The organism is Aestuariibaculum sp. M13, from assembly GCF_024723255.1.
Lineage (GTDB): Bacteria > Bacteroidota > Bacteroidia > Flavobacteriales > Flavobacteriaceae > Aestuariibaculum > Aestuariibaculum lutulentum.
Window position 1 is genome coordinate 1,310,191 of the sequence record NZ_JANIAC010000001.1, and the last position, 21,722, is coordinate 1,331,912.

General features: G+C 36.2%; 20 protein-coding genes. 10 read left to right on the forward strand and 10 right to left on the reverse strand.

Annotated elements, in window-relative coordinates; all coding sequences use genetic code 11:
* Nucleotides 1-2: 2 nt before the first annotated feature.
* From NO995_RS05595 to NO995_RS05610, 4 genes are all read left to right on the forward strand, one after another.
* Nucleotides 3-476 (forward strand): methylated-DNA--[protein]-cysteine S-methyltransferase, encoded by a 474-nt coding sequence (locus NO995_RS05595; protein ID WP_258226625.1) that lies wholly within the window; start codon nt 3-5, stop codon nt 474-476.
* A gap of 75 nt (nt 477-551) precedes the next feature.
* Nucleotides 552-1,703 (forward strand): serine hydrolase, encoded by a 1,152-nt coding sequence (locus NO995_RS05600; protein ID WP_258226626.1) that lies wholly within the window; start codon nt 552-554, stop codon nt 1,701-1,703.
* A complete protein-coding gene (locus tag NO995_RS05605; RefSeq protein ID WP_258226627.1) occupies nt 1,693-2,406 on the forward strand; it encodes a 3'-5' exonuclease in 714 nt (237 codons plus the stop codon). Before NO995_RS05600 ends, NO995_RS05605 begins: the two co-directional genes overlap by 11 nt.
* The gene (locus NO995_RS05610; RefSeq protein WP_258226628.1) at nt 2,407-4,086 is read left to right on the forward strand and encodes an ABC transporter ATP-binding protein; all 1,680 of its coding nucleotides are present in this window, start codon (nt 2,407-2,409) and stop codon (nt 4,084-4,086) included. It begins immediately after the preceding gene.
* A 302-nt stretch (nt 4,087-4,388) separates the two neighbouring features.
* Here NO995_RS05610 and NO995_RS05615 read toward each other — a convergent pair whose 3' ends face one another.
* The 8 genes from NO995_RS05615 to NO995_RS05650 all read right to left on the reverse strand — a co-directional run bounded on the left by NO995_RS05615 (nt 4,389) and on the right by NO995_RS05650 (nt 13,130).
* Complete coding sequence (locus tag NO995_RS05615; RefSeq protein WP_258226629.1) at nt 4,389-5,042, reverse strand: 3-oxoacid CoA-transferase subunit B; 654 nt, start codon at nt 5,040-5,042, stop codon at nt 4,389-4,391.
* 2 nt (nt 5,043-5,044) lie between these two features.
* Nucleotides 5,045-5,746, reverse strand: coding sequence for a CoA transferase subunit A (locus tag NO995_RS05620; protein WP_258226630.1), 702 nt, complete (start codon nt 5,744-5,746; stop codon nt 5,045-5,047).
* Nucleotides 5,747-5,863: 117 nt separating this feature from the next.
* A complete protein-coding gene (locus NO995_RS05625) occupies nt 5,864-8,200 on the reverse strand; it encodes a penicillin-binding protein 1A (RefSeq protein ID WP_258226631.1) in 2,337 nt (778 codons plus the stop codon).
* A gap of 63 nt (nt 8,201-8,263) precedes the next feature.
* The gene (locus tag NO995_RS05630; protein WP_258226632.1) at nt 8,264-8,761 is read right to left on the reverse strand and encodes a gliding motility lipoprotein GldH; all 498 of its coding nucleotides are present in this window, start codon (nt 8,759-8,761) and stop codon (nt 8,264-8,266) included.
* Nucleotides 8,748-10,178, reverse strand: a complete 1,431-nt coding sequence (locus tag NO995_RS05635; RefSeq protein WP_258226633.1) for a regulatory iron-sulfur-containing complex subunit RicT — start codon at nt 10,176-10,178, stop codon at nt 8,748-8,750. The genes NO995_RS05630 and NO995_RS05635 overlap by 14 nt, the downstream gene beginning before the upstream one ends.
* 397 nt (nt 10,179-10,575) lie before the next feature.
* Nucleotides 10,576-10,806, reverse strand: a complete 231-nt coding sequence (locus NO995_RS05640) for a ferredoxin (protein WP_258226634.1) — start codon at nt 10,804-10,806, stop codon at nt 10,576-10,578.
* Complete coding sequence (locus tag NO995_RS05645) at nt 10,806-12,050, reverse strand: peptidase U32 family protein (protein WP_258226635.1); 1,245 nt, start codon at nt 12,048-12,050, stop codon at nt 10,806-10,808. Before NO995_RS05645 ends, NO995_RS05640 begins: the two co-directional genes overlap by 1 nt.
* 6 nt (nt 12,051-12,056) lie before the next feature.
* Entirely contained in the window at nt 12,057-13,130 is a 1,074-nt protein-coding gene (locus NO995_RS05650) for a rhodanese-related sulfurtransferase (RefSeq protein ID WP_258226636.1), read from the reverse strand.
* A gap of 288 nt (nt 13,131-13,418) precedes the next feature.
* Between NO995_RS05650 and recA the strand changes: the two genes are divergently transcribed.
* The 4 genes from recA (at nt 13,419) to NO995_RS05670 (ending at nt 16,972) form a co-directional block, all read left to right on the forward strand.
* The gene (gene recA / locus NO995_RS05655; protein ID WP_240572380.1) at nt 13,419-14,432 is read left to right on the forward strand and encodes a recombinase RecA; all 1,014 of its coding nucleotides are present in this window, start codon (nt 13,419-13,421) and stop codon (nt 14,430-14,432) included.
* Nucleotides 14,433-14,575: 143 nt separating this feature from the next.
* A complete protein-coding gene (locus NO995_RS05660) occupies nt 14,576-14,986 on the forward strand; it encodes a hypothetical protein (protein ID WP_240572381.1) in 411 nt (136 codons plus the stop codon).
* Between the two features lie 31 nt (nt 14,987-15,017).
* Nucleotides 15,018-15,560, forward strand: coding sequence for an RNA polymerase sigma factor (locus NO995_RS05665; RefSeq protein WP_258226637.1), 543 nt, complete (start codon nt 15,018-15,020; stop codon nt 15,558-15,560).
* A gap of 2 nt (nt 15,561-15,562) precedes the next feature.
* Nucleotides 15,563-16,972, forward strand: a complete 1,410-nt coding sequence (locus NO995_RS05670; protein ID WP_258226638.1) for a hypothetical protein — start codon at nt 15,563-15,565, stop codon at nt 16,970-16,972.
* Nucleotides 16,973-17,080: 108 nt separating this feature from the next.
* On the opposite strand, the gene NO995_RS05675 is transcribed toward NO995_RS05670, so the two are convergent.
* On the reverse strand, nt 17,081-17,815 hold the full coding sequence (locus NO995_RS05675) for a 1-acyl-sn-glycerol-3-phosphate acyltransferase (protein WP_258226639.1): 735 nt from the start codon (nt 17,813-17,815) through the stop codon (nt 17,081-17,083).
* Between the two features lie 211 nt (nt 17,816-18,026).
* Here NO995_RS05675 and trpS point away from each other — a divergent pair, with 211 nt between their 5' ends.
* Nucleotides 18,027-18,995, forward strand: a complete 969-nt coding sequence (gene trpS / locus NO995_RS05680; RefSeq protein ID WP_258226640.1) for a tryptophan--tRNA ligase — start codon at nt 18,027-18,029, stop codon at nt 18,993-18,995.
* A gap of 23 nt (nt 18,996-19,018) precedes the next feature.
* On the forward strand, nt 19,019-20,560 hold the full coding sequence (locus NO995_RS05685; protein WP_258226641.1) for a hypothetical protein: 1,542 nt from the start codon (nt 19,019-19,021) through the stop codon (nt 20,558-20,560).
* On the opposite strand, the gene dprA is transcribed toward NO995_RS05685, so the two are convergent.
* A complete protein-coding gene (gene dprA / locus NO995_RS05690; RefSeq protein ID WP_258226642.1) occupies nt 20,557-21,660 on the reverse strand; it encodes a DNA-processing protein DprA in 1,104 nt (367 codons plus the stop codon). The two genes, NO995_RS05685 and dprA, sit on opposite strands and share 4 nt — an antisense overlap.
* Between the last annotated feature and the right edge of the window lie 62 nt (nt 21,661-21,722).

Here is a 21,722-nt window from a genome sequence, read left to right on the forward strand (position 1 = left end):
TCATGGATACCTGTGTCATTAAATCACCTTTAGGATTCACCGAAATAATTGGTGATGACATAGGAATTGTATCGGTTTCCATTTTAAATTCAGAAGAAACGGTTTCTAAGAATATTCCGGAAACCTTACAGGATTGTGTTTTACAACTTAATGAATATTTTGAAGGCAAGCGTAAAGAATTTAACTTAAAACTCAATCCGAATGGGACAGATTTTCAAAAATCGGTTTGGAAATTGTTACAGCAAATTCCCTACGGAAAAAGCATTTCATATCTGGAACTCTCAAAACAATTAGGCGATGTTAAAGCCATACGTGCTGTGGCAAACGCTAATGGCAAAAATCCGCTATGGATTATTGTTCCATGTCACCGCGTAATTGGAACCGACGGCAGCTTAACGGGTTATGCAGGTGGCTTACATAGGAAACAATGGTTATTAGAACACGAAAGCCCTAACAAACAACAAAGCTTATTTTAGTTTCGCTTTTAGTTTTAACCCAATCTTTAAATCCTTAAAATATTTCCTATATTTAATTCAACTAAACCTAATAGTATGAAATTCCTCAAAAAGCTACTTAAATGGACTGTAATAACCATAGCGCTACTTATTGCTTTACTTTACCTCTTCGATTACGGTTACATTATTCGTGGTGCGAAAATCGTTTACTTCACAGGTCATAATACGGCATTTATTGATGATTATCCGTATTTCGAAAACGATACTATAAAGAAAGGAACAGATCCTCAACCTTGGCCTATTCACAAAAATTATAATTCAATTGAACCAACCGAAAAACTAGCTAAAGTCAACAAAGACTGGGGTACCATTGCATATGTTATCATTAAAAACGATAGTATTTGGTTTGAGAATTATTATGAAAACTTCGATGAACGCTCAAAAACCAATTCGTTTTCAATGGCTAAAAGTATCACCACTACGTTACTGGGAAAAGCTATTATGGATGGTTATATAAAAAGCTTAGACCAACCTGTAAGTGATTTTTATCCGCAATATAATGAGGCTAAAACTACAGTTGGCGATTTAGCTTCCATGGCCTCAGGTTTAGATTGGGTTGAGCATTACACGAGTCCGTTTTCGGTAACTGCAAGAGCAAATTACGACGATGATTTAGCCGAAACTATTCTTAATCAAAAAGTGATAGAGGAACCTGGTAAGTCATTTAAATACCTAAGCGGAAATACTCAGTTACTAGGGATGATTATAGAAAAAGCATCAGGGAAATCATTATCAAGTTACTTATCGGAAAGTTTTTGGGAACCTATGGGCGCTACCGACGATGCCCTTTGGCAGCTAGATGATGGTAAACATAAATTAGCCAAAGCCTTTTGCTGCATTTCCAGCAATGCCAGGGATTTTGCCCGTTTCGGAAAACTATATAAAGATTACGGAAAATGGAACGGCAAACAACTTTTAGACTCGACTTATGCTGTAAAAAGTGTGACGCCTCGTTTTCCCGAAAGCCCAGAGTACGGCTATGGCTGGTGGATGAAAGATGTTGGTAAGAAACACTTTTTTATGATGCGTGGACATCTAGGACAATATGTTATTGTTGAGCCAGAAGACAACCTTATTATTGTACGTTTAGGACATAGAAAATCGCCTGACGAAGGCATTGGCCAGTTCACACAAGATATTACCGTTTATATTGAAGAAGCTTATAACATGTTAGGATATGATCTCTAAAATTAGCTTAGAAAACATATTATTTTTAGATATTGAAACCGTTCCTGAGGTTCAGCATTTCACCGATTTAGATGAAACCAAGCAGGCCTTATGGGAACAAAAATCGCAGTACCAGCGTAAAGACGATTACACCGCCGAAGAATTTTACGATCGTGCCGGTATCTGGGCCGAATTTGGAAAAATTGTATGTATTTCGGTGGGATACTTTTCTTTTAAAGGTGAGATGCGCACATTTAGAGTCACCTCTTTTTTTGGTGATGAAGCCAAACTTTTAAAGGATTTTAAAAATTTACTGAATACCCATTTCAATCACCCTAATCATTTGCTTTGCGGACATAACGCTAAGGAATTCGACTTCCCATATATCGCACGCCGTATGATCATAAACGGCATTGAACTTCCGCATAAACTTAATTTATTTGGTAAAAAGCCATGGGAAGTCCCGCACATAGACACCTTGGAACTTTGGAAATTCGGAGACTTTAAAAGTTACACATCGCTAAAACTACTCACCAATGTTTTAGGTGTGCCTTCGCCTAAAGATGACATTGACGGTAGTGAAGTCTATCGTGTGTACTACGAAGAAAACGAGATTGACCGCATTGTAATTTATTGCGAAAAAGATACGATTGCCGTTGCACAAATATTTTTGCGATTACGTGGTGACGAGCTATTAACCAACGATGAAATTATTCATATATAAATGCAGAACTCCCCAATTTTAAACATAAAAAACTTAGCCATTGCCTTTGGAAATAATGAAGTTATTCACAATATATCCTATCATTTAAATCAGAATGAAATTCTGGGTATTGTTGGTGAATCAGGTTCTGGAAAATCGGTTTCATCGTTAGCCGTTTTAGGTTTACTACCAAAGAAAATTTCTAAGATTACTTCAGGGCAAATTCTATTTAATAATGAAGATTTAATCCCGTTATCTTCAAAGGAATTACAAAATATTCGTGGCAAAAAAATAGCCATGATTTTTCAGGAACCCATGAGTTCTTTAAACCCGTCTATGACCTGCGGAAAACAGGTTCAGGAAATTCTGCTTCAGCATACCCATTTATCTAAACAGGAAGCTAAAGCAGAAACCATTGCCCTTTTTGAAAAGGTAAAACTTCCGAATCCCTCCCGCGTTTATGATGCTTATCCGCATGAGATTTCCGGCGGACAAAAGCAACGGGTTATGATTGCTATGGCGATAAGTTGTAAACCCGATGTTTTAATTGCCGACGAACCGACGACGGCTCTAGATGTTACGGTTCAAAAAGAAATCATCAAATTACTTAAAGAGCTTCAGGTAGAAACGAAAATGAGTGTCATTTTCATCACGCACGATTTGTCTTTAATCTCTGAAATAGCCAACCGTGTTCTAGTGATGTATAAAGGCGACATTGTTGAACAAGGTGATGCGCATAGCATTTTTCATACACCGCAACACACCTACACCAAAGCATTAATTAATGCTCGCCCATCGTTAGACACCCGACTAAAAGTTTTGCCAACCATTAAGGATTACCTTGAAGGCACAACCAAACATAGCATTATTACTACCGAAGACCGAAAACAAAAACACAACACTATTTACAGCAAACCACCTTTATTGGAAGTAATTAATGTTGAAAAGGAATATATTTCTAAAAGCGGATGGTTTAGTTCTCCTAATTCATTTAAGGCCGTAAATAATGTTAGTTTTAAATTATTCGAAGGCGAAACTTTAGGTTTGGTAGGTGAATCTGGCTGTGGAAAATCGACTTTAGGAAATGCCATACTTCAGCTTGATAAAGCCACTACAGGACAGATTTTATACAAAGGCACCGATATTACCAAACTATCAAATAAAGCCATAAAAACCCTTAGAAAAGAGATTCAGATTATATTTCAGGATCCGTATTCATCTTTAAACCCAAGAATTCCTGTTGGTGAAGCCATTATGGAACCCATGAAGGTACATAAGCTTTATTATTCCAATAAAGAACGAAAAGCCAAAGTGATTGAAATACTGGAGCGTGTAGGGCTGTCTGAAGACTATTTTAACCGTTATCCGCATGAATTTTCAGGAGGGCAACGCCAACGTATTGGTATTGCCAGAACGATTGCCTTACAACCTAAGTTGATTGTTTGCGACGAATCGGTTTCGGCATTGGATATTTCGGTTCAGGCACAGGTTTTAAATCTGCTGAATGAGCTTAAGGAAAGTTTCGGATTCACCTATATATTCATCTCACACGATTTAGCTGTGGTGAAATATATGTCGGATCAATTATTAGTTATGAATCAGGGTAAAATAGAAGAATTGGGTGATGCTGACACCATTTACAGCACACCCAATTCTGCATACACTAAAAAATTAATAAAGGCTATCCCGAAGGGATTATAACATGAACACTTTTTTAGTTAAATAGAATAAACTCTTTAAAAACCTTAGGTTTTCACGCATTGTTTCTTTGAATTTATTCTCCGTCAATGTAGGTTGGTCAGGTAGATTTGTTGCAAAATTCATAAGCGTTAAGTTTATGATAGATTTAGGTAAATCTGATTAATAATTTGGTTTCTTTGGGGATTACTAAGATACAATTGATTTTCAATATCATCGTCAAAAAACATATAAATTCGATGAAATGCAATTATTTTTAACATTTTACCGAATTTAACCTACAAAATAACTATATCTTCTTACAACTAAAGAATCATTTCAAGAATATCTCCTTCAACAATTAATGTCCCTTCAGTTGCTTTTTGAATCTCCTCAACAGAAACTCCGGGAGCACGCTCTAATAATTTAAAACCATTTGGTGTAACCTCAACCACTGCCAAGTTGGTAACAATCTTTTTAACACACCCAACGCCCGTTAAAGGCAAGGAACATCTTTTTAGTAATTTAGACTCCCCTTCTCTATTGGTATGCATCATAGCTACAATAATATTTTCGGCACTGGCTACCAAATCCATAGCGCCTCCCATACCTTTAACCATCTTACCCGGAATTTTCCAGTTGGCAATGTCTCCATTTTCAGCAACCTCCATGGCTCCTAAAATGGTTAAATCGACATGCTGTCCACGAATCATGGAGAAACTTAAGGCAGAATCAAAAAAACTAGCGCCCGGCAACGTGGTTATGGTTTGTTTTCCTGCGTTAATCACATCGGCATCTTCTTCCCCTTCAAAAGGAAAAGGTCCCATGCCTAAAACGCCATTTTCGCTTTGAAACTCGACTTCAATATCATTACGCACATAATTAGCAACCAAAGTTGGAATACCAATACCAAGGTTTACATAGTAACCATCCTTAACTTCTTTAGCAATACGCTTAGCTATACCTACTTTATCTAACATAATTAACTTCTTTGTCTTACAGTTCGTTGTTCAATTCGTTTTTCGTAACGTTCGCCCTTTAGAATACGTTGCACAAATATGCCAGGAATATGAATCTGGTTAGGATCCAGTTCTCCGAGAGGCACTAATTCTTCAACCTCAGCTACCGTAATTTTAGCTGCTCCGCACATTACCGGATTAAAATTTCTAGCCGTCCCTTTAAATATTAAGTTTCCAGCTTCATCACCTTTCCATGCTTTCACAAAGGCAAAATCGGCTTTAAAGGCGTGTTCCAGGATATACATTTTACCATTAAATTCTCGTGATTCTTTACCTTCGGCGACTTCCGTACCATAACCAGCTGGCGTATAAAATGCAGGAATACCAGCTTGTGCAGCACGACAACGCTCAGCCAATGTGCCTTGCGGAATAAGTTCTACTTCCAATTCGCCAGATAACATCTGACGCTCGAACTCATCGTTTTCACCTACATAAGAAGAAATCATTTTTTTTATCTGGCGATTTTGAAGTAATAACCCCAGACCAAAATCATCTACACCGGCATTATTGGAAATACAGGTTAATCCTTTTACTCCAAGATTAACCAATTCGGCAATAGCGTTTTCAGGAATACCACTTAAACCGAAACCACCAACCATAAGGGTCATATTATCGGTAACCCCTTGTAAAGCTTCACTTATATTAGCTACTTTCTTATTTATCATTATTATTAGTTTTAGCAATATAAATTTACGAATAACAAAATAATAACTACAAAATATCGAGAAATAAAAAACCCGTTCAATTTATGAACGGGTTTTCAATATTGATTCTTAATCAATTTAGAATTCTAAATCATCTGGTGTTTCTTTTTCTTCCTGAATAACGTTATCATTATCAGCAGGACTATCACAATCTACACGAATAGATAAATTTTCAGGGGCTTCAAAATCTGCCATAGAAATATTAAGTGTTTCATCGGCATAACAACTCTTCATATACATACCCCATATTGGTAATGCCATGGTGGCTCCCTGACCATAAGTAATGGTTCTAAAGTGTACCGAGCGGTCTTCACCACCAACCCAGACTCCGGTTACTAAATTAGGTACCATACCCATAAACCACCCGTCACTCTGGTTTTGTGTTGTTCCGGTTTTACCGGCTATTGGATTCTCAAATTCGTATGGATAACCAGTAATAACTTCCTTGTAAACCTGATTATTAACACCCCAGTTACCACGTAATCTGGTACCAGAACCACCACGGGTAACACCTTCTAAAAGTTTTACGGTTACATATGCGGTTTCTTCACCCACCACGTCTCGTGTTTCTGGCTTAAACTGATATAAAATAGTTCCGTTTTTATCTTCAATAGTCGTTACCATTACTGGCTTTGTATACACGCCTTTATTTGCAAAAGTTGAATAAGCCCCGACCATTTCGTAAACACTTAAATCGGCAGTTCCTAAGGCGATAGATGGTACCGGAGGAATCTCAGAATCCACTCCTAATTTATCAACTAACTCAATAACGGTTTCCGGCCCTACTTTATCCATTAAACGCGCCGTTACCGTATTTACCGAATTCGCTAGTGCATTTTTCAAAGTTAGATTTCCACCATACTTCCCATCAGAATTTTTAGGACACCAGTCCTCTATATTGCCGTATTTATCCTTTTCTATACAGAATGGTGTATTGGGGAATTCGTCACAAGGCGACAGGTGTAACTGATCTACAGCGGTAGCATAAACAAATGGCTTAAATGTTGAACCTACCTGACGTTTTCCTTGCTTTACCATATCGTATTGGAAATGACGATAATTCATACCACCAACCCAGGCTTTCACATGGCCCGTTTGCGGGTCCATAGACATCATACCGGTACGTAAAAACGTTTTATAATAACGCATAGAATCGATTGGTTTCATAATCGTATCGATTTCTGAAGGTTGACCATCTTTCCATGCAAATACCGACATTTGAATTGGCTTTTGAAACGATTCCTCAATCTCTTTATTAGATTTTCCTAAATCGTATTTCATATGTCTCCAACGCTCTGATTGACGCATAGAGTTTCTCAAAAGCGCATCAATTTCTTCTTTTGATAAATCTAAAAACGGTGCCGTAGGATTTCTATCGGGTGTATTCTGGTGGAAAAACTCTTTCTGAAGTTTTGCCATATGCTTTTGTACTGCATCTTCGGCGTACTGCTGCATTCTGGAATCTATAGTTGTATAAATTTTTAATCCATCGTTATACAAATTCCATTTGGTTCCATCTGGTTTCGGATTGTCTTTAATCCACTCTTTCATAAAGGAGTCCAGATATCCTCTAAAATATGTTGCGATACCTTCACGATGTGATTCGGGAGTGTATTTTACATCCAGTTCGGTTTTTTGAAGTGAATCTTTAAGCGTTTCAGTTATATACCCATACTTTTCCATTTGAGATAATACCGTATTTCTTCGGTTTTTTACCCCTTCAGCATTTCTTAACGGATTATATAAAGCCGAGTTTTTAAACATCCCCACCAACATGGCAGATTCTTTAAGCGTTAAATCCTTTGGTTCCTTACCGAAGTATATTCTGGCAGCACTACGAATACCATCGGCATTGTTTAAGAAATCGTAAATATTAAAATACTGTGCAATAATTTCTTCTTTGGTGTATTGACGCTCCAAACGAATAGCTATAATCCACTCTTTTACTTTCTGAAGTATACGTTCCACAATGTTTTTAGAACCTTCACCGTGAAATAACTGTTTGGCTAACTGTTGCGAAATGGTACTGGCTCCTCCACCACTTCCTAACTTAACTACAGCTCTTAATGTACCAATAGCATCCACTCCAGAATGTTGTTCGAAACGTGCATCTTCAGTGGCAATTAAGGCATTCACCAAATCCTGTGGTAAATCTTCGTAACCAACAGGTGTTCTGTTATCGTTAAAGTAAAATTTTCCTAAAGTTTGTCCGTCTGAAGAAATAATCTCGGTTGCTAAATTCGTTCTTGGGTTTTCTAATACGGTATGATCGGGCATTTCGCCAAAAGCACCCCACGATGCCAATAAAAATATAAAGACTACGGCCAGAACGCCTGCTGTAAATAGTAGCCAAAACCAACGTATGTATTTAGAGAAGTTTGTTGTAGGTTCTGCTTCTTGTTTCTTTGTTGCCATGTACTTTTATTTATAAATACGATTTGAATGGGATCTATAGATTACAACCTATAGATGAAATAGTTAGTTGTTACTGTTTATGTGTTCTATTCTAAAACCAACATCGGTTATACCTTCAAGCTCTACGACACCATTAACCTTACCATTTTCACGCATGGCTTGCTGAATATTTACCTTATAATTACCAGCTTCTTTAAACACAACTCCTTCTTTATACCAAAGTTTATTTTCCTTTGTATCGGTTACACCAGTACCTAACAACTTTCCTGTTGGATCGGCCATTCGGTACTCTAAGGTATCTTTTATTGTCTTTCCATGAGGAAAAACCATTTCAACAATTAAAAATAAATTGTTGTATTTATAGGTATTTGTATTCCTAAGATTCACAAATAAATTATAAGCCTTAGTAGAATCCGGAGGTGTTATATCAAAACTAACTATAGAATCTTTATGCCATTTATTGGGAACCGATTTATACTCGTCGAAAACTCGATTTGAATCGCAAGACACAAATACTAATGAACATATCGCTAAAAATACTAACGTATTATTTCGTAACATCCTTATTCTTTTGACTTTGGTTTTGGTTTGGATTTGGGTTTGGGTTCTGATTCTGCGGTTTCTTTTTATTTCTAGAACGATTGTTGTTTCGGTTTCTGTTTTTATTCCCTCCAGTAGTTTTAGGATCTGCAGCATTATTTCCGGCTTCAGTTCCTTTAGCTTTAGGATTTTTGGCTCTTGTTCTGGTATTATTATTCGTTCCTTTATCAGACGCCGGTGCAGAAGGTTTTGTTTCTGTTACATTACTATTTGCTCCGCCTTTGGCTTTCGAATTCTGATTTCGGTTATTCTTATTTCTACTATTTTTACGTTTTTTATTAGGTTTTGGACTATCGAATCGTGTTAAACTATCCTGACCTACAACGTTTTCAAACTCAGTTTTAGTATCTTCAATAAGATCTGAAGCATATTCTTCAAGGCTTGCCACCTTTTTATTCTTCTTATTTAAAGCAATAATTTCATTCGCCTGATCGGCAGTTATCTTATGCCAGTTAATCCATTCACCTTCATAAGCATACCACATGTGACCTTTGAAAATATCGGTTTTCTGGCAAATGGCAACGCCTTTTTCGGTTTGTAGTTTTATTTCAGATTTAGGAAAATCTTTAAGCGCATCTAAGTACGTGTCTAACTCGTAATTTAAACAGCACTTTAATTTACCACATTGTCCGGCTAATTTTTGAGGATTTAATGACAATTGCTGATAGCGTGCTGCCGAGGTACTTACCGAACGGAAATCGGTTAACCAGGTCGAACAACACAGCTCACGACCACAAGACCCAATGCCTCCTAGTCGGGCAGCTTCCTGACGGAACCCTACCTGCTTCATCTCGATACGTGTTTTAAACTCTCGAGCAAATACTTTAATTAACTCACGGAAATCGACACGCTCTTCAGCAGTGTAGTAAAACGTTGCTTTGCTGGCATCGCCCTGAAACTCGATATCGGAAATTTTCATTTCCAGTTTCAAATCTATTGCAAACTGTCTTGCTTTCACCTTCATTGGCTCTTCACGATCTCGTGCAGCTTGCCAGATATCTATATCTTTTTGATTGGCTTTTCGGTATATTTTAAGTTCTTCGTCGGGTGTTTCAGAAATACTTTTACGTTTCATTTGAATACGCACCAATTCCCCCGTAAGGGTTACCATACCAATATCGTGGCCTGTTGTTGCCTGTGTAGCCACAACATCCCCAATGCTAAGCGTTAAATGCTCTGTATTTTTGTAGTAATCTTTTCTTCCGTTTTTAAAGCGAACCTCAACCCAGTCAAACGGTTTCTCACCACTTGGAAGAGACATATTAGACAACCAATCGAAAACCGTTAATTTATTACAACTATCTGTTCCGCAGGTGCCATTATTTTTACATCCTTTTGGTTGACCGTCTTTACCAGTTGAACAACTGTTACAAGCCATAAATTTCTATATATTGAATTCGCTAATAGTTAATCTATTGCAAATGAATGTTCATATTATTTCTAATGGGTAAAGATAATATTTTTTTAACGGTATATATGAAGACTTAATTATAATTAATACTTTAGCCCGTTTCTATGAAAAAACCCACTACAAAATGTAATGGGTTTGAATATGATAAACTTTAAGTGTTCTTCTTTAAATATTTGTATAAGCGATACACTAAAACAACTAAAAAACTAATTGCTAAAACACTTATTAATTGCATGACAAACAATCCGATACTAAAATCTTCTGTAATCATAAATCCATGTTTTTTAGGTTAGAACTTCAACAAACTTAATAAAATTCTTACTAAAAACAAGTTGAATAGCAATAAACTTCAGACTTAAAATAGCTAAATATCTTTCACATCAATTATCTTTACCGGGCATGCTTTTGCAGCATTTTCGCAGTCTTCTAAAATCATATGGTCGTTAGATTTAATGGTGAAAAAGCCTTTCTTATCGACACTTTTCAACAACACCGACTTCCCATCTTTCTTCGACATTTGAAACTGATTAGGTGCCAACTCGACGCAGTAATTACACCCAATACATTTATTTCGCTGTAAGGTAACAACAACCATTAAGCTTCTACTTTATTTTCTACGATTTTGTATAATTTATCTGAAGGACGTATTCTGAATCCTAACGGAATGGTCACCAAATCGCCTTTTGAAGCTTTATCAAGTTGCTCGTCGTTTACCAGCATTTGTGCCACCTCAACTTCTTTTGCACCCGTGGTTGGACCCGTTACTAAAATAGTATCACCTACCGATAAATCGAAAGCTTCAATTTTAAACTCTCCAATCTGTGCTTTTGGAAAATAATGTTGTCCTTTACCAATATACACTTTCTTTTGTGTAGCATGCGACCCGGACCCAACACTCCATTCTCCTAATTTCTGCCCTAAGTAATAGCCATTCCAGAAACCGCGGTTGTAAACCTTTTCTAAGTCTTGCATCCAAGACACTACTTTCTCCTTTTCGAAGGTGTTATTTTCTAAGCTATCAATTGCTTCGCGGTAGCATTTAATAACATTTGCTACATACTCCGGTGCGCGTCCACGACCTTCAATCTTCAACACTTTAATTCCGGCATCGGCCACCTGATCTAAAATATCGATGGTACATAAATCTTTTGGAGACATCATGTATTCGTTATCCAGTTCTATTTCAAAACCAGACTCCTGATCGATAACGGTATATTTCTTTCTGCAATTTTGTTTGCAAGCTCCACGATTTGCTGAAGAATTATGCGAATGTAAACTTAAATAACACTTTCCTGAAACCGCCATGCATAATGCACCATGACCAAAAATTTCAATTTCAACCAAATTCCCAGAAGGGCCTTTTACCTGCTCCTTTTCAATCTGTTCGGTAATTTTTTTCACCTGACGCAAACTCAGCTCACGACTCAATACCATAGTGTCGGCAAACATGGCATAGAATTTTACAGTTTCTATATTAGTGATATTTATTTGCGTAGAAATATGCACCTCCATACCAATCTCACGAGCCGCCATAATTACAGCCTGATCCATAGCAATCACAGCCGTGATATTAGCATCTTTCGCTTTTTGAATCAGTGTTTTTACAATCGATAAATCGTGATCGTAAATAATGGTATTTAAGGTTAAATAAGTTCTAACGTTTTTTTCCTGACAACGCTCGGCAATCTCAGGCAGATCATCTAAAGTAAAATTTATAGAGGCTCTGGCACGCATATTAAGCTGCTCTACACCAAAATAAACAGAATCTGCACCATTATCCAGAGCTGCTTGCAGTGATTCGAAATTCCCTGCAGGCGCCATTAATTCAATCTTTTGCATAACTAATTAGGCTTCTTCTTGTTTAAAATGCTCGAAAATGTTTCTTAAATCCTTTTTATAAGGCAAGTGTTCGGCACGACCTTTTTTAAAAATATCGTTACTGTTTCCTTGTCCTTTACGCATGGCCTTTTGCTCTTCATAAGGCAAACGGTTAATCTCCATACAAGTTGTAGAACAACAGTTTTCCATTTCTTCCTGACATTTCGGACACTGGATAAACAGCAAATGGCAAGCATCGTTAGCACAGTTGGTATGGACATCGAACGGCTCACCACATTGGTGACACTGTGCAATAACATCGTCACTAATTCGCTCGGCACGACGTTCGTCGAACACGAAATTCTGTCCTAAAAACTTATTTTCTAAGTTTTGTTCTTTTACCTGACGGGTGTATTCAATAATACCGCCTTCAAGTTGGTATACATTTTTAAACCCTTTATGTTTGAAGTATGCACTGGCTTTTTCACAACGAATACCTCCCGTACAATACATAACCAGATTTTTATCTTCTTTATGTTCTTTTAAATCGTCTTCAATAATATCTAACGATTCTCTAAACGTATCAACATCTGGTGTTACGGCATTTTTAAAATGACCAATCTCACTCTCGTAATGGTTACGCATATCGACCAATACAGTATTTTCGTCTTCAATAAATCTATTGAAATCTTCCGCTTTTAAGTGAACTCCAATGTTCGTTACATCGAAAGTGTCGTCGTTTAATCCGTCGGCCACAATTTTCTCACGTACTTTAACTTTCAGTTTCAGGAACGATTTGTTGTCTTGTTCTACAGCCACATTTAAACGGATGTCTTTTAAGAAATCAATCGTATCTAAATGGGTTTTGAACTCATTGAAACGATCGGCTGGAAGTGATAATTGGCCGTTAATCCCTTCATGAGCGACATAAATTCTACCTAAGACTTCTAATTTGTCCCAGACAATAAATAATTGATCTCTAAATTCCTGAGGATTTTGAATTTTTGCGTATTGGTAAAAAGAAAGCGTTAATCGATTTTTCCCTGCTTGGTCGATTAATTCTGCTCTCTCTTTAGCACTTAATTTATTGTACAGTTGCATGCTATACTAATGTTTTAAGGTTAAAGATTATATTTTAATGCGGCAAAGGTAAACAATTTAAACACAACACCAAAGCGTATAAAAAAAGCGCTCATGGTATAGATGAAGCGCTTTTCAAATCATTTCGAGTTAGTCTACTTAAAATGCTTCACTGGTAAATTTCATAGCAATAATTTCCCTAGTTTACTACTAGATGCAAAATGTTCAAAAAGGTTGCGTCATAAAATTGTATGATGATAAAAGTTATAGTATTTTAGCGTACAATTTCAGATAAAAATAGATTACGAAATGAGCAACGAAAAAGAAGCGAAATTAAAAGCGCTAAAACTTACATTAGACAAATTAGATAAGGCCTACGGAAAAGGTACTGTAATGAAAATGAGCGACCAAGCAGTTGTAGATGTTGATGCTATCCCGTCGGGTTCATTAGGCTTAGATATTGCTTTAGGTGTTGGTGGATATCCTCGCGGACGAATCATTGAAATTTACGGACCAGAATCTTCGGGTAAAACAACCCTTACATTACACGCTATTGCCGAAGCTCAAAAAGCAGGTGGAATTGCCGCTTTTATTGATGCCGAGCATGCCTTCGATAGATTTTATGCTGAAAAATTAGGTGTCGATTTAGAAAACTTAATCATCTCTCAACCAGATAACGGTGAGCAGGCTCTGGAAATCGCTGATAACTTAATCCGCTCAGGTGCTATTGATATTGTTGTAATAGATTCGGTTGCTGCATTAACACCTAAGAGTGAGATTGAAGGTGAAATGGGTGATTCTAAAATGGGATTACACGCCCGTTTAATGTCTCAGGCTTTAAGAAAGCTTACTGCATCTATCAGCAAAACAAACTGTACAGTTATTTTCATTAACCAGTTACGTGAAAAAATTGGTGTTATGTTTGGTAACCCGGAAACAACTACTGGTGGTAACGCTTTAAAATTCTACGCATCGGTTCGTTTAGATATTCGTCGTTCAACTCAAATTAAAGAAACCGACGGAAGTGTAGCAGGTAACAAAACCCGAGTTAAGGTGGTTAAAAATAAAGTAGCACCTCCATTTAAAACTGCTGAATTCGACATCATGTACGGAGAAGGTGTAAGTAAAGTAGGTGAGATTTTAGATATCGCAGTAGAAAACGAAATCATTAAGAAAAGTGGTTCTTGGTTTAGCTACGAAGACACCAAACTTGGACAAGGTCGTGATGCTGTAAAATCGCTGATAAAAGACAACCCTGAACTTATGGAAGAGCTAGAGGTTAAAGTGAGAGCTGTAGCCAAAGCCGCTTCAGAAGGTGAATAAAAAATAACGTTTACTTTCAAATTAAACTTTAAAGTATTTAAATCCCGATTAATTCGGGATTTTTTTATTTCCATACGCAACCTTTTAAACAGGATTGCATCTTAGTAACAAAAAGCATAAAAAGAAAAGTTATTTAATTTATTATGAAAAAGTTACTATTATTTAGTTTAAGTTTATTACTCTTTGTTTCATGTAACACAGACGATGACTACGACAACTACTACTTTGAGATTTTACCTGTAAAAAGCGTAGACATTCCGGAGGAGTTTGTTATGGGAGAAACCTACCCTATTACGGTTACTTACGAAAAGCCTTCGTCTTGTTATGTTTACAGAAACTTATACTACGCTAAAGAAAATAACCAGAGAACAGTAGCACCTATCATGACGGTTTACGACAATAATAATTGTCAACCTTTGGTAGAATTTGAAGAAGATGTTACCTTTAACTTTATCGTGACAAGCAATGGTTCTTATGTGTTTAAATTTTGGCAGGGGGAAGATGATAATGGTGAAGACATATATTTAACCTTTGAAGTTCCGGTAGTAGAATAAAACTAAGTAAGTATAAACTAATTCGGCGAATTTGAGTTTAAATCAACTCATAGAACAGTGCAAGAACAATGACATTAAAGCACAAAGCGAACTGTACACCCTCTTTTCGGGTAAACTGTTTGGTTTGTGCTTAAAATACTCGCGTAATTACACCGAAGCCGAAGATAATTTACAAGATGCTTTTTTAACCATCTTCAGAAAAATAAATCAGTACGAAAACAAAGGATCGTTTGAAGGTTGGTTAAAACGCATTACAGTAAACACCGTTTTGCAGCAATATAGAAAAGAAAAAGTTTTTGAAATTGCTCATGACGATAACATTGAAGATGTAGACGTAGAAGTTGATGAAGACCGCGTGTCTATCGACTATCTATTACAAATTATACAGGAATTACCAGACAGGTATAGATTGGTTTTTAACCTTTATGTTCTTGATGGTTATTCGCATAAAGATATAGCAGACATGCTGGAGATAAACATAGGTACATCAAAATCCAATCTGGCTCGAGCCAGGCAGATTTTAAAACAAACTATAGAATTGTATCTGGCATCACAAAATTTACAATCATTATAATAATGAGCGATAAAAAACATATAGACAGACTATTTCAGGAACGCTTTAAAGACTTTGAAGTGACTCCTAAAGATGCTGTATGGAAAAATATTGAATCTCAGCTTGGGCAGAAGAAAAGCAAAAGAGTCATTCCAATCTGGTGGCGCTATGCAGGTGTGGCGGCAGCATTATTACTATTACTAACCTTAGGTAATCAGTTTTTCAATGATGGCTCGACTCCTATTGATATCCCAATAATTGTGGATACTAATTCAACTTTAGGATCTTCAGATAATAATGAAAGTACTATCGCTTCAGAAAACAATGACTTTATAAATTCTGAAGACAATACTAAGAATCTACAATCAGAAATTCAGAATCCTGTTCAAACAAATAATAACACCTCTATTTCATTAACTAAATACAAAGGTTCTGAAAGTGGATATTCAAACACCACTTCAACTTTCAATAGTATTGCTCAAAATACTTCAGAAGACAATACCAACACATTAATTAATGACAAGTCTCTTGTAAATTCTATTGAAGCAACAGAGGATCAAATCGCCAATAACACTCAAAATATTGGCGAAACCCACATAGAAAATACTATTGCCGAAACGAAATCTCAAGAAGAACAAAAAAACAATTTAACTATTGAAGAAGCGATAGAAAACAGCAAAGCCATAACCGAAAATAAAAGTAAATTAAACCGCTGGAGTATTGCACCAAATGTAGCACCCGTTTATTTCAATTCTTTAGGAGAAGGGTCTTCTCTAGATCAACAGTTTGTAAAAAACTCCAAAACAGGAGAAGTTAATATGAGTTATGGTATTAATGCCAGTTATGCACTTAACGATAAAATAAGTATTCGCTCAGGGATTAACCGTGTTAATTTAGGCTACAATACGAATGATGTTGTCGTTTACGAATCTGCGGCATTTAGTAATAGTTCCAGCAGTATGAAAAACGTAAGTACGGGCGGCTCTAAAGCTAGCGAAAGTACTATTGCGGTAATTAGTTCAAATAATATTGCCGAAGCCAGTAAAGCTCCAGAAACTTTTAAAAGTTTCAACACCTCTTTAAACCAATCTTTTGGGTTTATTGAAGTGCCTTTAGAAATTGAATATGCCATTACCAATAAAAAACTAGGCATAAACGTTATTGGAGGATTTAGCTCACTATTTTTAAATAACAATGAAGTCTACTCTCAACCTGTTAATGGTTCAAAAACCTATATTGGCGAGGCAGTAAACATAAACAATGTAAGTTACAGTGCCAATTTCGGATTGGGACTAAATTATAAAGTCACTAAAAAATTAGACCTGAACTTAGAACCTATGTTCAAGTACCAGATTAACACATTCGAGAATACCTCCGGAGATTTCAAACCTTATTTTATAGGAGTTTACAGTGGATTCTCGATTAAATTTTAGATTTTTTGGTTAAATCTGGATATTGATTTTAATGTGCCCTAAATCAATATCATACAAAGGCTGCTCCGTGCCCAGAGCAGCCTTTTACATTTTAATAATTAAACTTTTTCACCCGAAACTTTTCAACTGATTAAGGATAATAGATCGGGATGTTTCATTAAGGGTTTTGGTATGCTCTATATGCAAATGATTGGTTGGTAAAAAGGCGTGAATCTTAACACGCATAACACCTGGTCCTCCGCTAAAAAAGGTATACGAAAAGCGCTTTTTATTATCGGCAAAGGTTATGGGCACCACCGGAATATCATGGTTAATAGCCAAACGAAAAGCACCATCTTTAAACTCATCGAGCAGAATGTCTTCATCCGGCACACCACCTTCAGGAAAAATACAAATACTTAATCCGGATTTTAAACGACGTTTCGCTCTCAAAAATACCGCTTGCCTGCTTTTTGCCGAACTACGGTCTACCAGAATACAGGTACGCTTATAGAAAAACCCGAATAGAGGGATATTAGCCAATTCCTTCTTACCTACAAACACAAACGGATTACTAACCGTTACCAGCATGAGCATAATATCTGCCATAGACGTATGATTCGCAATCAGCATATAACTTTTGCCATACTCAGGAGTTTCTTCTCGTTCAATCTTAAAATAAAAACCCATACCTATCAATATAAACTTCGCCCAGATTCGAGCCAGCTTAAAAAAGAACGGATACCATTTTTCCTTTAAAATTGAAACAAAAAGTAACGGAAACAACAACACAATAGGCAATGCCACAAGCACATAAAACCAAATGCGGTATAAAATCCAGAACAGATATTTAAAGACTCTCATACAAACAAAAATAGACTATTAAATTGATTCTATTTAATGCTAGTTAATTTTTAAAAAATTGGCAACAGGTTTTCTGTTTGATTCAAAATTAGATAATATTTTCGTTTAGCTAAAAGGGCGATTCAGAATTGCTTTTTTATGTTACTAAGTATAATTACATTTGCTCTTTCGTTTAATTTAAACCATTTCCGCCATAGCGGAAATAACAATTATGGCTAGAGTATTAACAGGTATACAAAGTACAGGAACACCACATTTAGGAAACATTTTAGGAGCAATAATTCCAGCTATTAAAATGGCTGAACAACCTGAAAATGATTCCTTTTTATTTATCGCTAATTTGCACACTTTAACGCAAATTAAAGATGCTGAAGAATTACGTTATAACACCTATTCTGTAGCTGCAACTTGGCTTGCCTTTGGTCTTGATATTGAAAAAACGGTTTTTTACAGACAAAGCGATATTCCTCAGGTAACCGAGTTATCATGGTATTTAAGCTGCTTTTTCCCTTACCAACGTTTAACTTTAGCACACAGTTTTAAAGATAAAGCCGACCGTTTAGAAGATGTAAACTCAGGGTTGTTTACATACCCGATGTTAATGGCTGCCGATATTTTACTTTATGATGCCGAGATTATTCCAGTTGGAAAAGATCAGTTACAACATATTGAAATGACACGTGATGTTGCGTTGCGTTTTCATGCTAAAATGGGAGACGTTTTTGTGTTGCCTGAAGGAAAAATTCAGGAAAACACCATGCTTATTCCTGGTACCGATGGAGAAAAAATGAGTAAATCTCGCAATAACTTCATCAATATTTTTGAAACCGATAAGAAGCTTCGCAAGCAAATTATGGCTATTAAAACCGATAGCACACCTTTGGAAGAACCAAAAGACTGGTCTACTTGTAACTGTTTTGCTCTGTATAATTTATTGGCAAACGACGAGCAAATAGCAATCATGAAAGCCAACTACGAAAATGGTAATTACGGTTACGGTCATGCCAAACAAGCGTTATTTGAATTAATCGTTGAAAAGTTTGCCACAGAACGCGAACGTTACAATTATTACATGAACAACCTTAACGAACTAGACAAAGCTTTGGCTTTAGGTGCTGAAAAAGCAAAACAAGTTGCTGATAAAGTACTAAATAAGGTTCGCGAAAAAGTAGGATATTAAATATAATTGCTATTTTTAGATGGATGAAACACCTTATCTGTCTAAAAATAGCAATCCTTTTTTGTGGCAACCTCATCTTTTCTCAGGTTGGGCTGGAGTTTCATCCCAACAAACAATTTTACTTAAAAGGAAATTCTGCTCTTACAGGCAATACCATTTTAGGTGTCGACGCTCAAAATCCCTATCACGATACAACAGAAATTAACGATAGCTTTAGTCTTATCTATATAGATATTGACCAAGATAGTACAACGTTTAGTTCGAGTAGTGCCGATTTACTTTTCGAAAAAAACTCTAAAATAGCCTATGCGGCTTTTTACTGGAGTGCAACTTATCCCTTTGAATTTGGAGAAAAGAAAAAATCGAATCACGAAATCATTTACCAGGGAGATTCTAACAGAGACCAAAACATTAATTCTGTTTTACTAAAAACACCTACTTCCAATACTTATCTTCCAATAACGGGAGAAATTATTTTCGATAGTTACGAACAAGACAGTTTTAAATACAATACGCCTTATGTTTGCTATGCCGATGTTACCAAATTACTACAAGAAACTTCTCAGGTAAACGGCACATACACGGTCGCCAATATAAAAGCTACACAAGGTTATATTTCAGGTGGTTCATCGGGAGGCTGGTTGCTTTATGTAATTTATAAATCTGAAACCGAAACGCCGAAATACTTTACTACCTATAATGGACTTATTGGATTAGAAAGCGACCCTGCTACTATTTACTTTAACAACTTTAAAACACCTTCAGAAGGTAATATAAAAACGAGTTTATCTATCGCAACTCTTGAGGGCGACCGACGTATTACATCGGATTACTGCGCCATTTTGGATTCGGACTCCAATAACTTTATTAATCTGAAAAGTAACGACCGTGAAGAGAATAACTTTTTTAACAGCAGCATTACAATCTATTCTGAAACTGATATTTCAAGAAATCCGAATAGTACAAACACACTTGGTTTCGATTTAGTGAAAAAAGATATCCCAAACGAAAACAACGCTATTTTAAAACCTAATAGTACAGAAACAGCCATTCAACTTTCAACAAAAGTCGATCGTTATTATCCGTTTTTTATTGCTTTTGAAACTGAAATCAGCACGGATTATTACCTATCAAAAAAAAACAATTTTATTGCTTCTACCGAAAACACACCTATAAATACGTTCGATACGGTTAGCTCTAATATCAGTGAAAACACAATTTCTGAAACACCAGAAACACTTACATATTCGACTGATATATCGGAAGCTAAAAAATTGGAAATTGATAAAAAGATTAATGCCTCAACTCCAGTGACTGTGCCAAATTTGGAAAAAGGGTATTATCTGGTGACTAACGTATTCAAAAATAAAATTCATACCACCAACTGGATAACTTTTTTAAATGAAAAAGGATATCGTCCCAATTACTATATAAACCCTGAAAACAATTGGTATTACGTTTATATACAAAGCAACTCTAATCCTTACCCAATTTTCATTGAAAAGGAAAAACTCTCTCAAGAAGAGTATTTTAAAGGACTTTGGGTTGCGAAAATAAATTATTAGATAAGTTCGAAAAGCTTTCCGGGTAGTGGTCTCACAACACCTTTTAACTCCATATTCAATAAAATACTGGCGACCTTAAAAATGGGTAAATTACAGTTAATTGCAATCATATCCAGCTGTTGTTTATCTTCAGCTTTCAGACAATTATATATTACTTTTTCTGTTTCATCTAGTTCTACGAATAATTGCTTTTGAATTACCGGTTTAGTTTCTTCTTCCAATTGCCAGTTAAGTATATAGGGCACATCTAAAGGTGTAGATAACATATGCGCTTGCTGCTTCTTTATTAAATTATTACAGCCCACGCTTTGTATATCGGTTGTTCGTCCGGGTACGGCAAAAACATCACGGTTGTAGGAATTGGCTATATCCGCGGTTACCAGACTCCCGCCCTTCTCTGCGGATTCTATAACAATAGTCGCCTCGCTTAATCCGGCAATAATCCGATTCCGCTTTAAAAAGTTATTTCTATCGAAGGCATCGCTACTCCAAAAATCAGTGAAAAACCCACCGTTTTGTTCGACCTCAACCATATATTTTTTATGAACTTTAGGATAAATCTGATTTAAACCGTGCGCTAAGCAGCCTATAGTTTGCAGATTATGTTTTAAAGCCGCCTTATGTGCCGTAATGTCGGTGCCGTAGGCAAATCCGGAAACAATTACCGGATTATAAACAGTTAATTGTTCAATCAATTGTTCGCAAAAGGCAATACCGTTGGTGGTTATTTTTCGGGTTCCAACAATGCTAATTACCCGTTGCTGTTTCAAATTGATATTACCCGTTTCAAATAACAAAATAGGTGCATCAATACAATGCTTTAATCTGGTTGGATATTCCTCATCTTCAAAGTAGGATACTTTGATTTGATTCTCCTGAATAAACTTCAGCTCTTCTTCGGCAGCCTTTAAATGTTCTGCTTCAAACAAATGCTTTAACGTTACTGTACCGACACCATCAATTTTAAGTAAATGCTGTTGCTTTTCCTTTAAAACCGCCTCTGCACTACCACAATGCGCAATCAGTCGTTTGGCAATAATATCGCCAATATTCGGTACATGCTGCAAAGCCAAGGTGTACAACAACTGATGTTCGTTCATAGTATACTTCTGATTTTCAGACTACAATAAAAGAATTTTCGTACTCTTAAAAAAAATATAGA

What these genes read in the sequence shown, in the direction of transcription:
- NO995_RS05660 (WP_240572381.1), top strand. Translation starts at nt 14,576, where the DNA reads ATGAAAAAGTTACTATTATTTAGTTTAAGTTTATTACTCTTTGTTTCA.
- NO995_RS05650 (WP_258226636.1), bottom strand. Translation starts at nt 13,130, where the DNA reads ATGCAACTGTACAATAAATTAAGTGCTAAAGAGAGAGCAGAATTAATC.
- NO995_RS05625 (WP_258226631.1), bottom strand. Translation starts at nt 8,200, where the DNA reads ATGGCAACAAAGAAACAAGAAGCAGAACCTACAACAAACTTCTCTAAA.
- NO995_RS05605 (WP_258226627.1), top strand. Translation starts at nt 1,693, where the DNA reads ATGATCTCTAAAATTAGCTTAGAAAACATATTATTTTTAGATATTGAA.
- NO995_RS05645 (WP_258226635.1), bottom strand. Translation starts at nt 12,050, where the DNA reads ATGCAAAAGATTGAATTAATGGCGCCTGCAGGGAATTTCGAATCACTG.
- NO995_RS05600 (WP_258226626.1), top strand. Translation starts at nt 552, where the DNA reads ATGAAATTCCTCAAAAAGCTACTTAAATGGACTGTAATAACCATAGCG.
- NO995_RS05635 (WP_258226633.1), bottom strand. Translation starts at nt 10,178, where the DNA reads ATGGCTTGTAACAGTTGTTCAACTGGTAAAGACGGTCAACCAAAAGGA.
- NO995_RS05615 (WP_258226629.1), bottom strand. Translation starts at nt 5,042, where the DNA reads ATGTTAGATAAAGTAGGTATAGCTAAGCGTATTGCTAAAGAAGTTAAG.
- NO995_RS05640 (WP_258226634.1), bottom strand. Translation starts at nt 10,806, where the DNA reads ATGGTTGTTGTTACCTTACAGCGAAATAAATGTATTGGGTGTAATTAC.
- recA (WP_240572380.1), top strand. Translation starts at nt 13,419, where the DNA reads ATGAGCAACGAAAAAGAAGCGAAATTAAAAGCGCTAAAACTTACATTA.
- NO995_RS05675 (WP_258226639.1), bottom strand. Translation starts at nt 17,815, where the DNA reads ATGAGAGTCTTTAAATATCTGTTCTGGATTTTATACCGCATTTGGTTT.
- NO995_RS05630 (WP_258226632.1), bottom strand. Translation starts at nt 8,761, where the DNA reads ATGTTACGAAATAATACGTTAGTATTTTTAGCGATATGTTCATTAGTA.
- NO995_RS05685 (WP_258226641.1), top strand. Translation starts at nt 19,019, where the DNA reads ATGAAACACCTTATCTGTCTAAAAATAGCAATCCTTTTTTGTGGCAAC.
- NO995_RS05595 (WP_258226625.1), top strand. Translation starts at nt 3, where the DNA reads ATGGATACCTGTGTCATTAAATCACCTTTAGGATTCACCGAAATAATT.
- NO995_RS05620 (WP_258226630.1), bottom strand. Translation starts at nt 5,746, where the DNA reads ATGATAAATAAGAAAGTAGCTAATATAAGTGAAGCTTTACAAGGGGTT.
- trpS (WP_258226640.1), top strand. Translation starts at nt 18,027, where the DNA reads ATGGCTAGAGTATTAACAGGTATACAAAGTACAGGAACACCACATTTA.
- NO995_RS05610 (WP_258226628.1), top strand. Translation starts at nt 2,407, where the DNA reads ATGCAGAACTCCCCAATTTTAAACATAAAAAACTTAGCCATTGCCTTT.
- NO995_RS05670 (WP_258226638.1), top strand. Translation starts at nt 15,563, where the DNA reads ATGAGCGATAAAAAACATATAGACAGACTATTTCAGGAACGCTTTAAA.
- dprA (WP_258226642.1), bottom strand. Translation starts at nt 21,660, where the DNA reads ATGAACGAACATCAGTTGTTGTACACCTTGGCTTTGCAGCATGTACCG.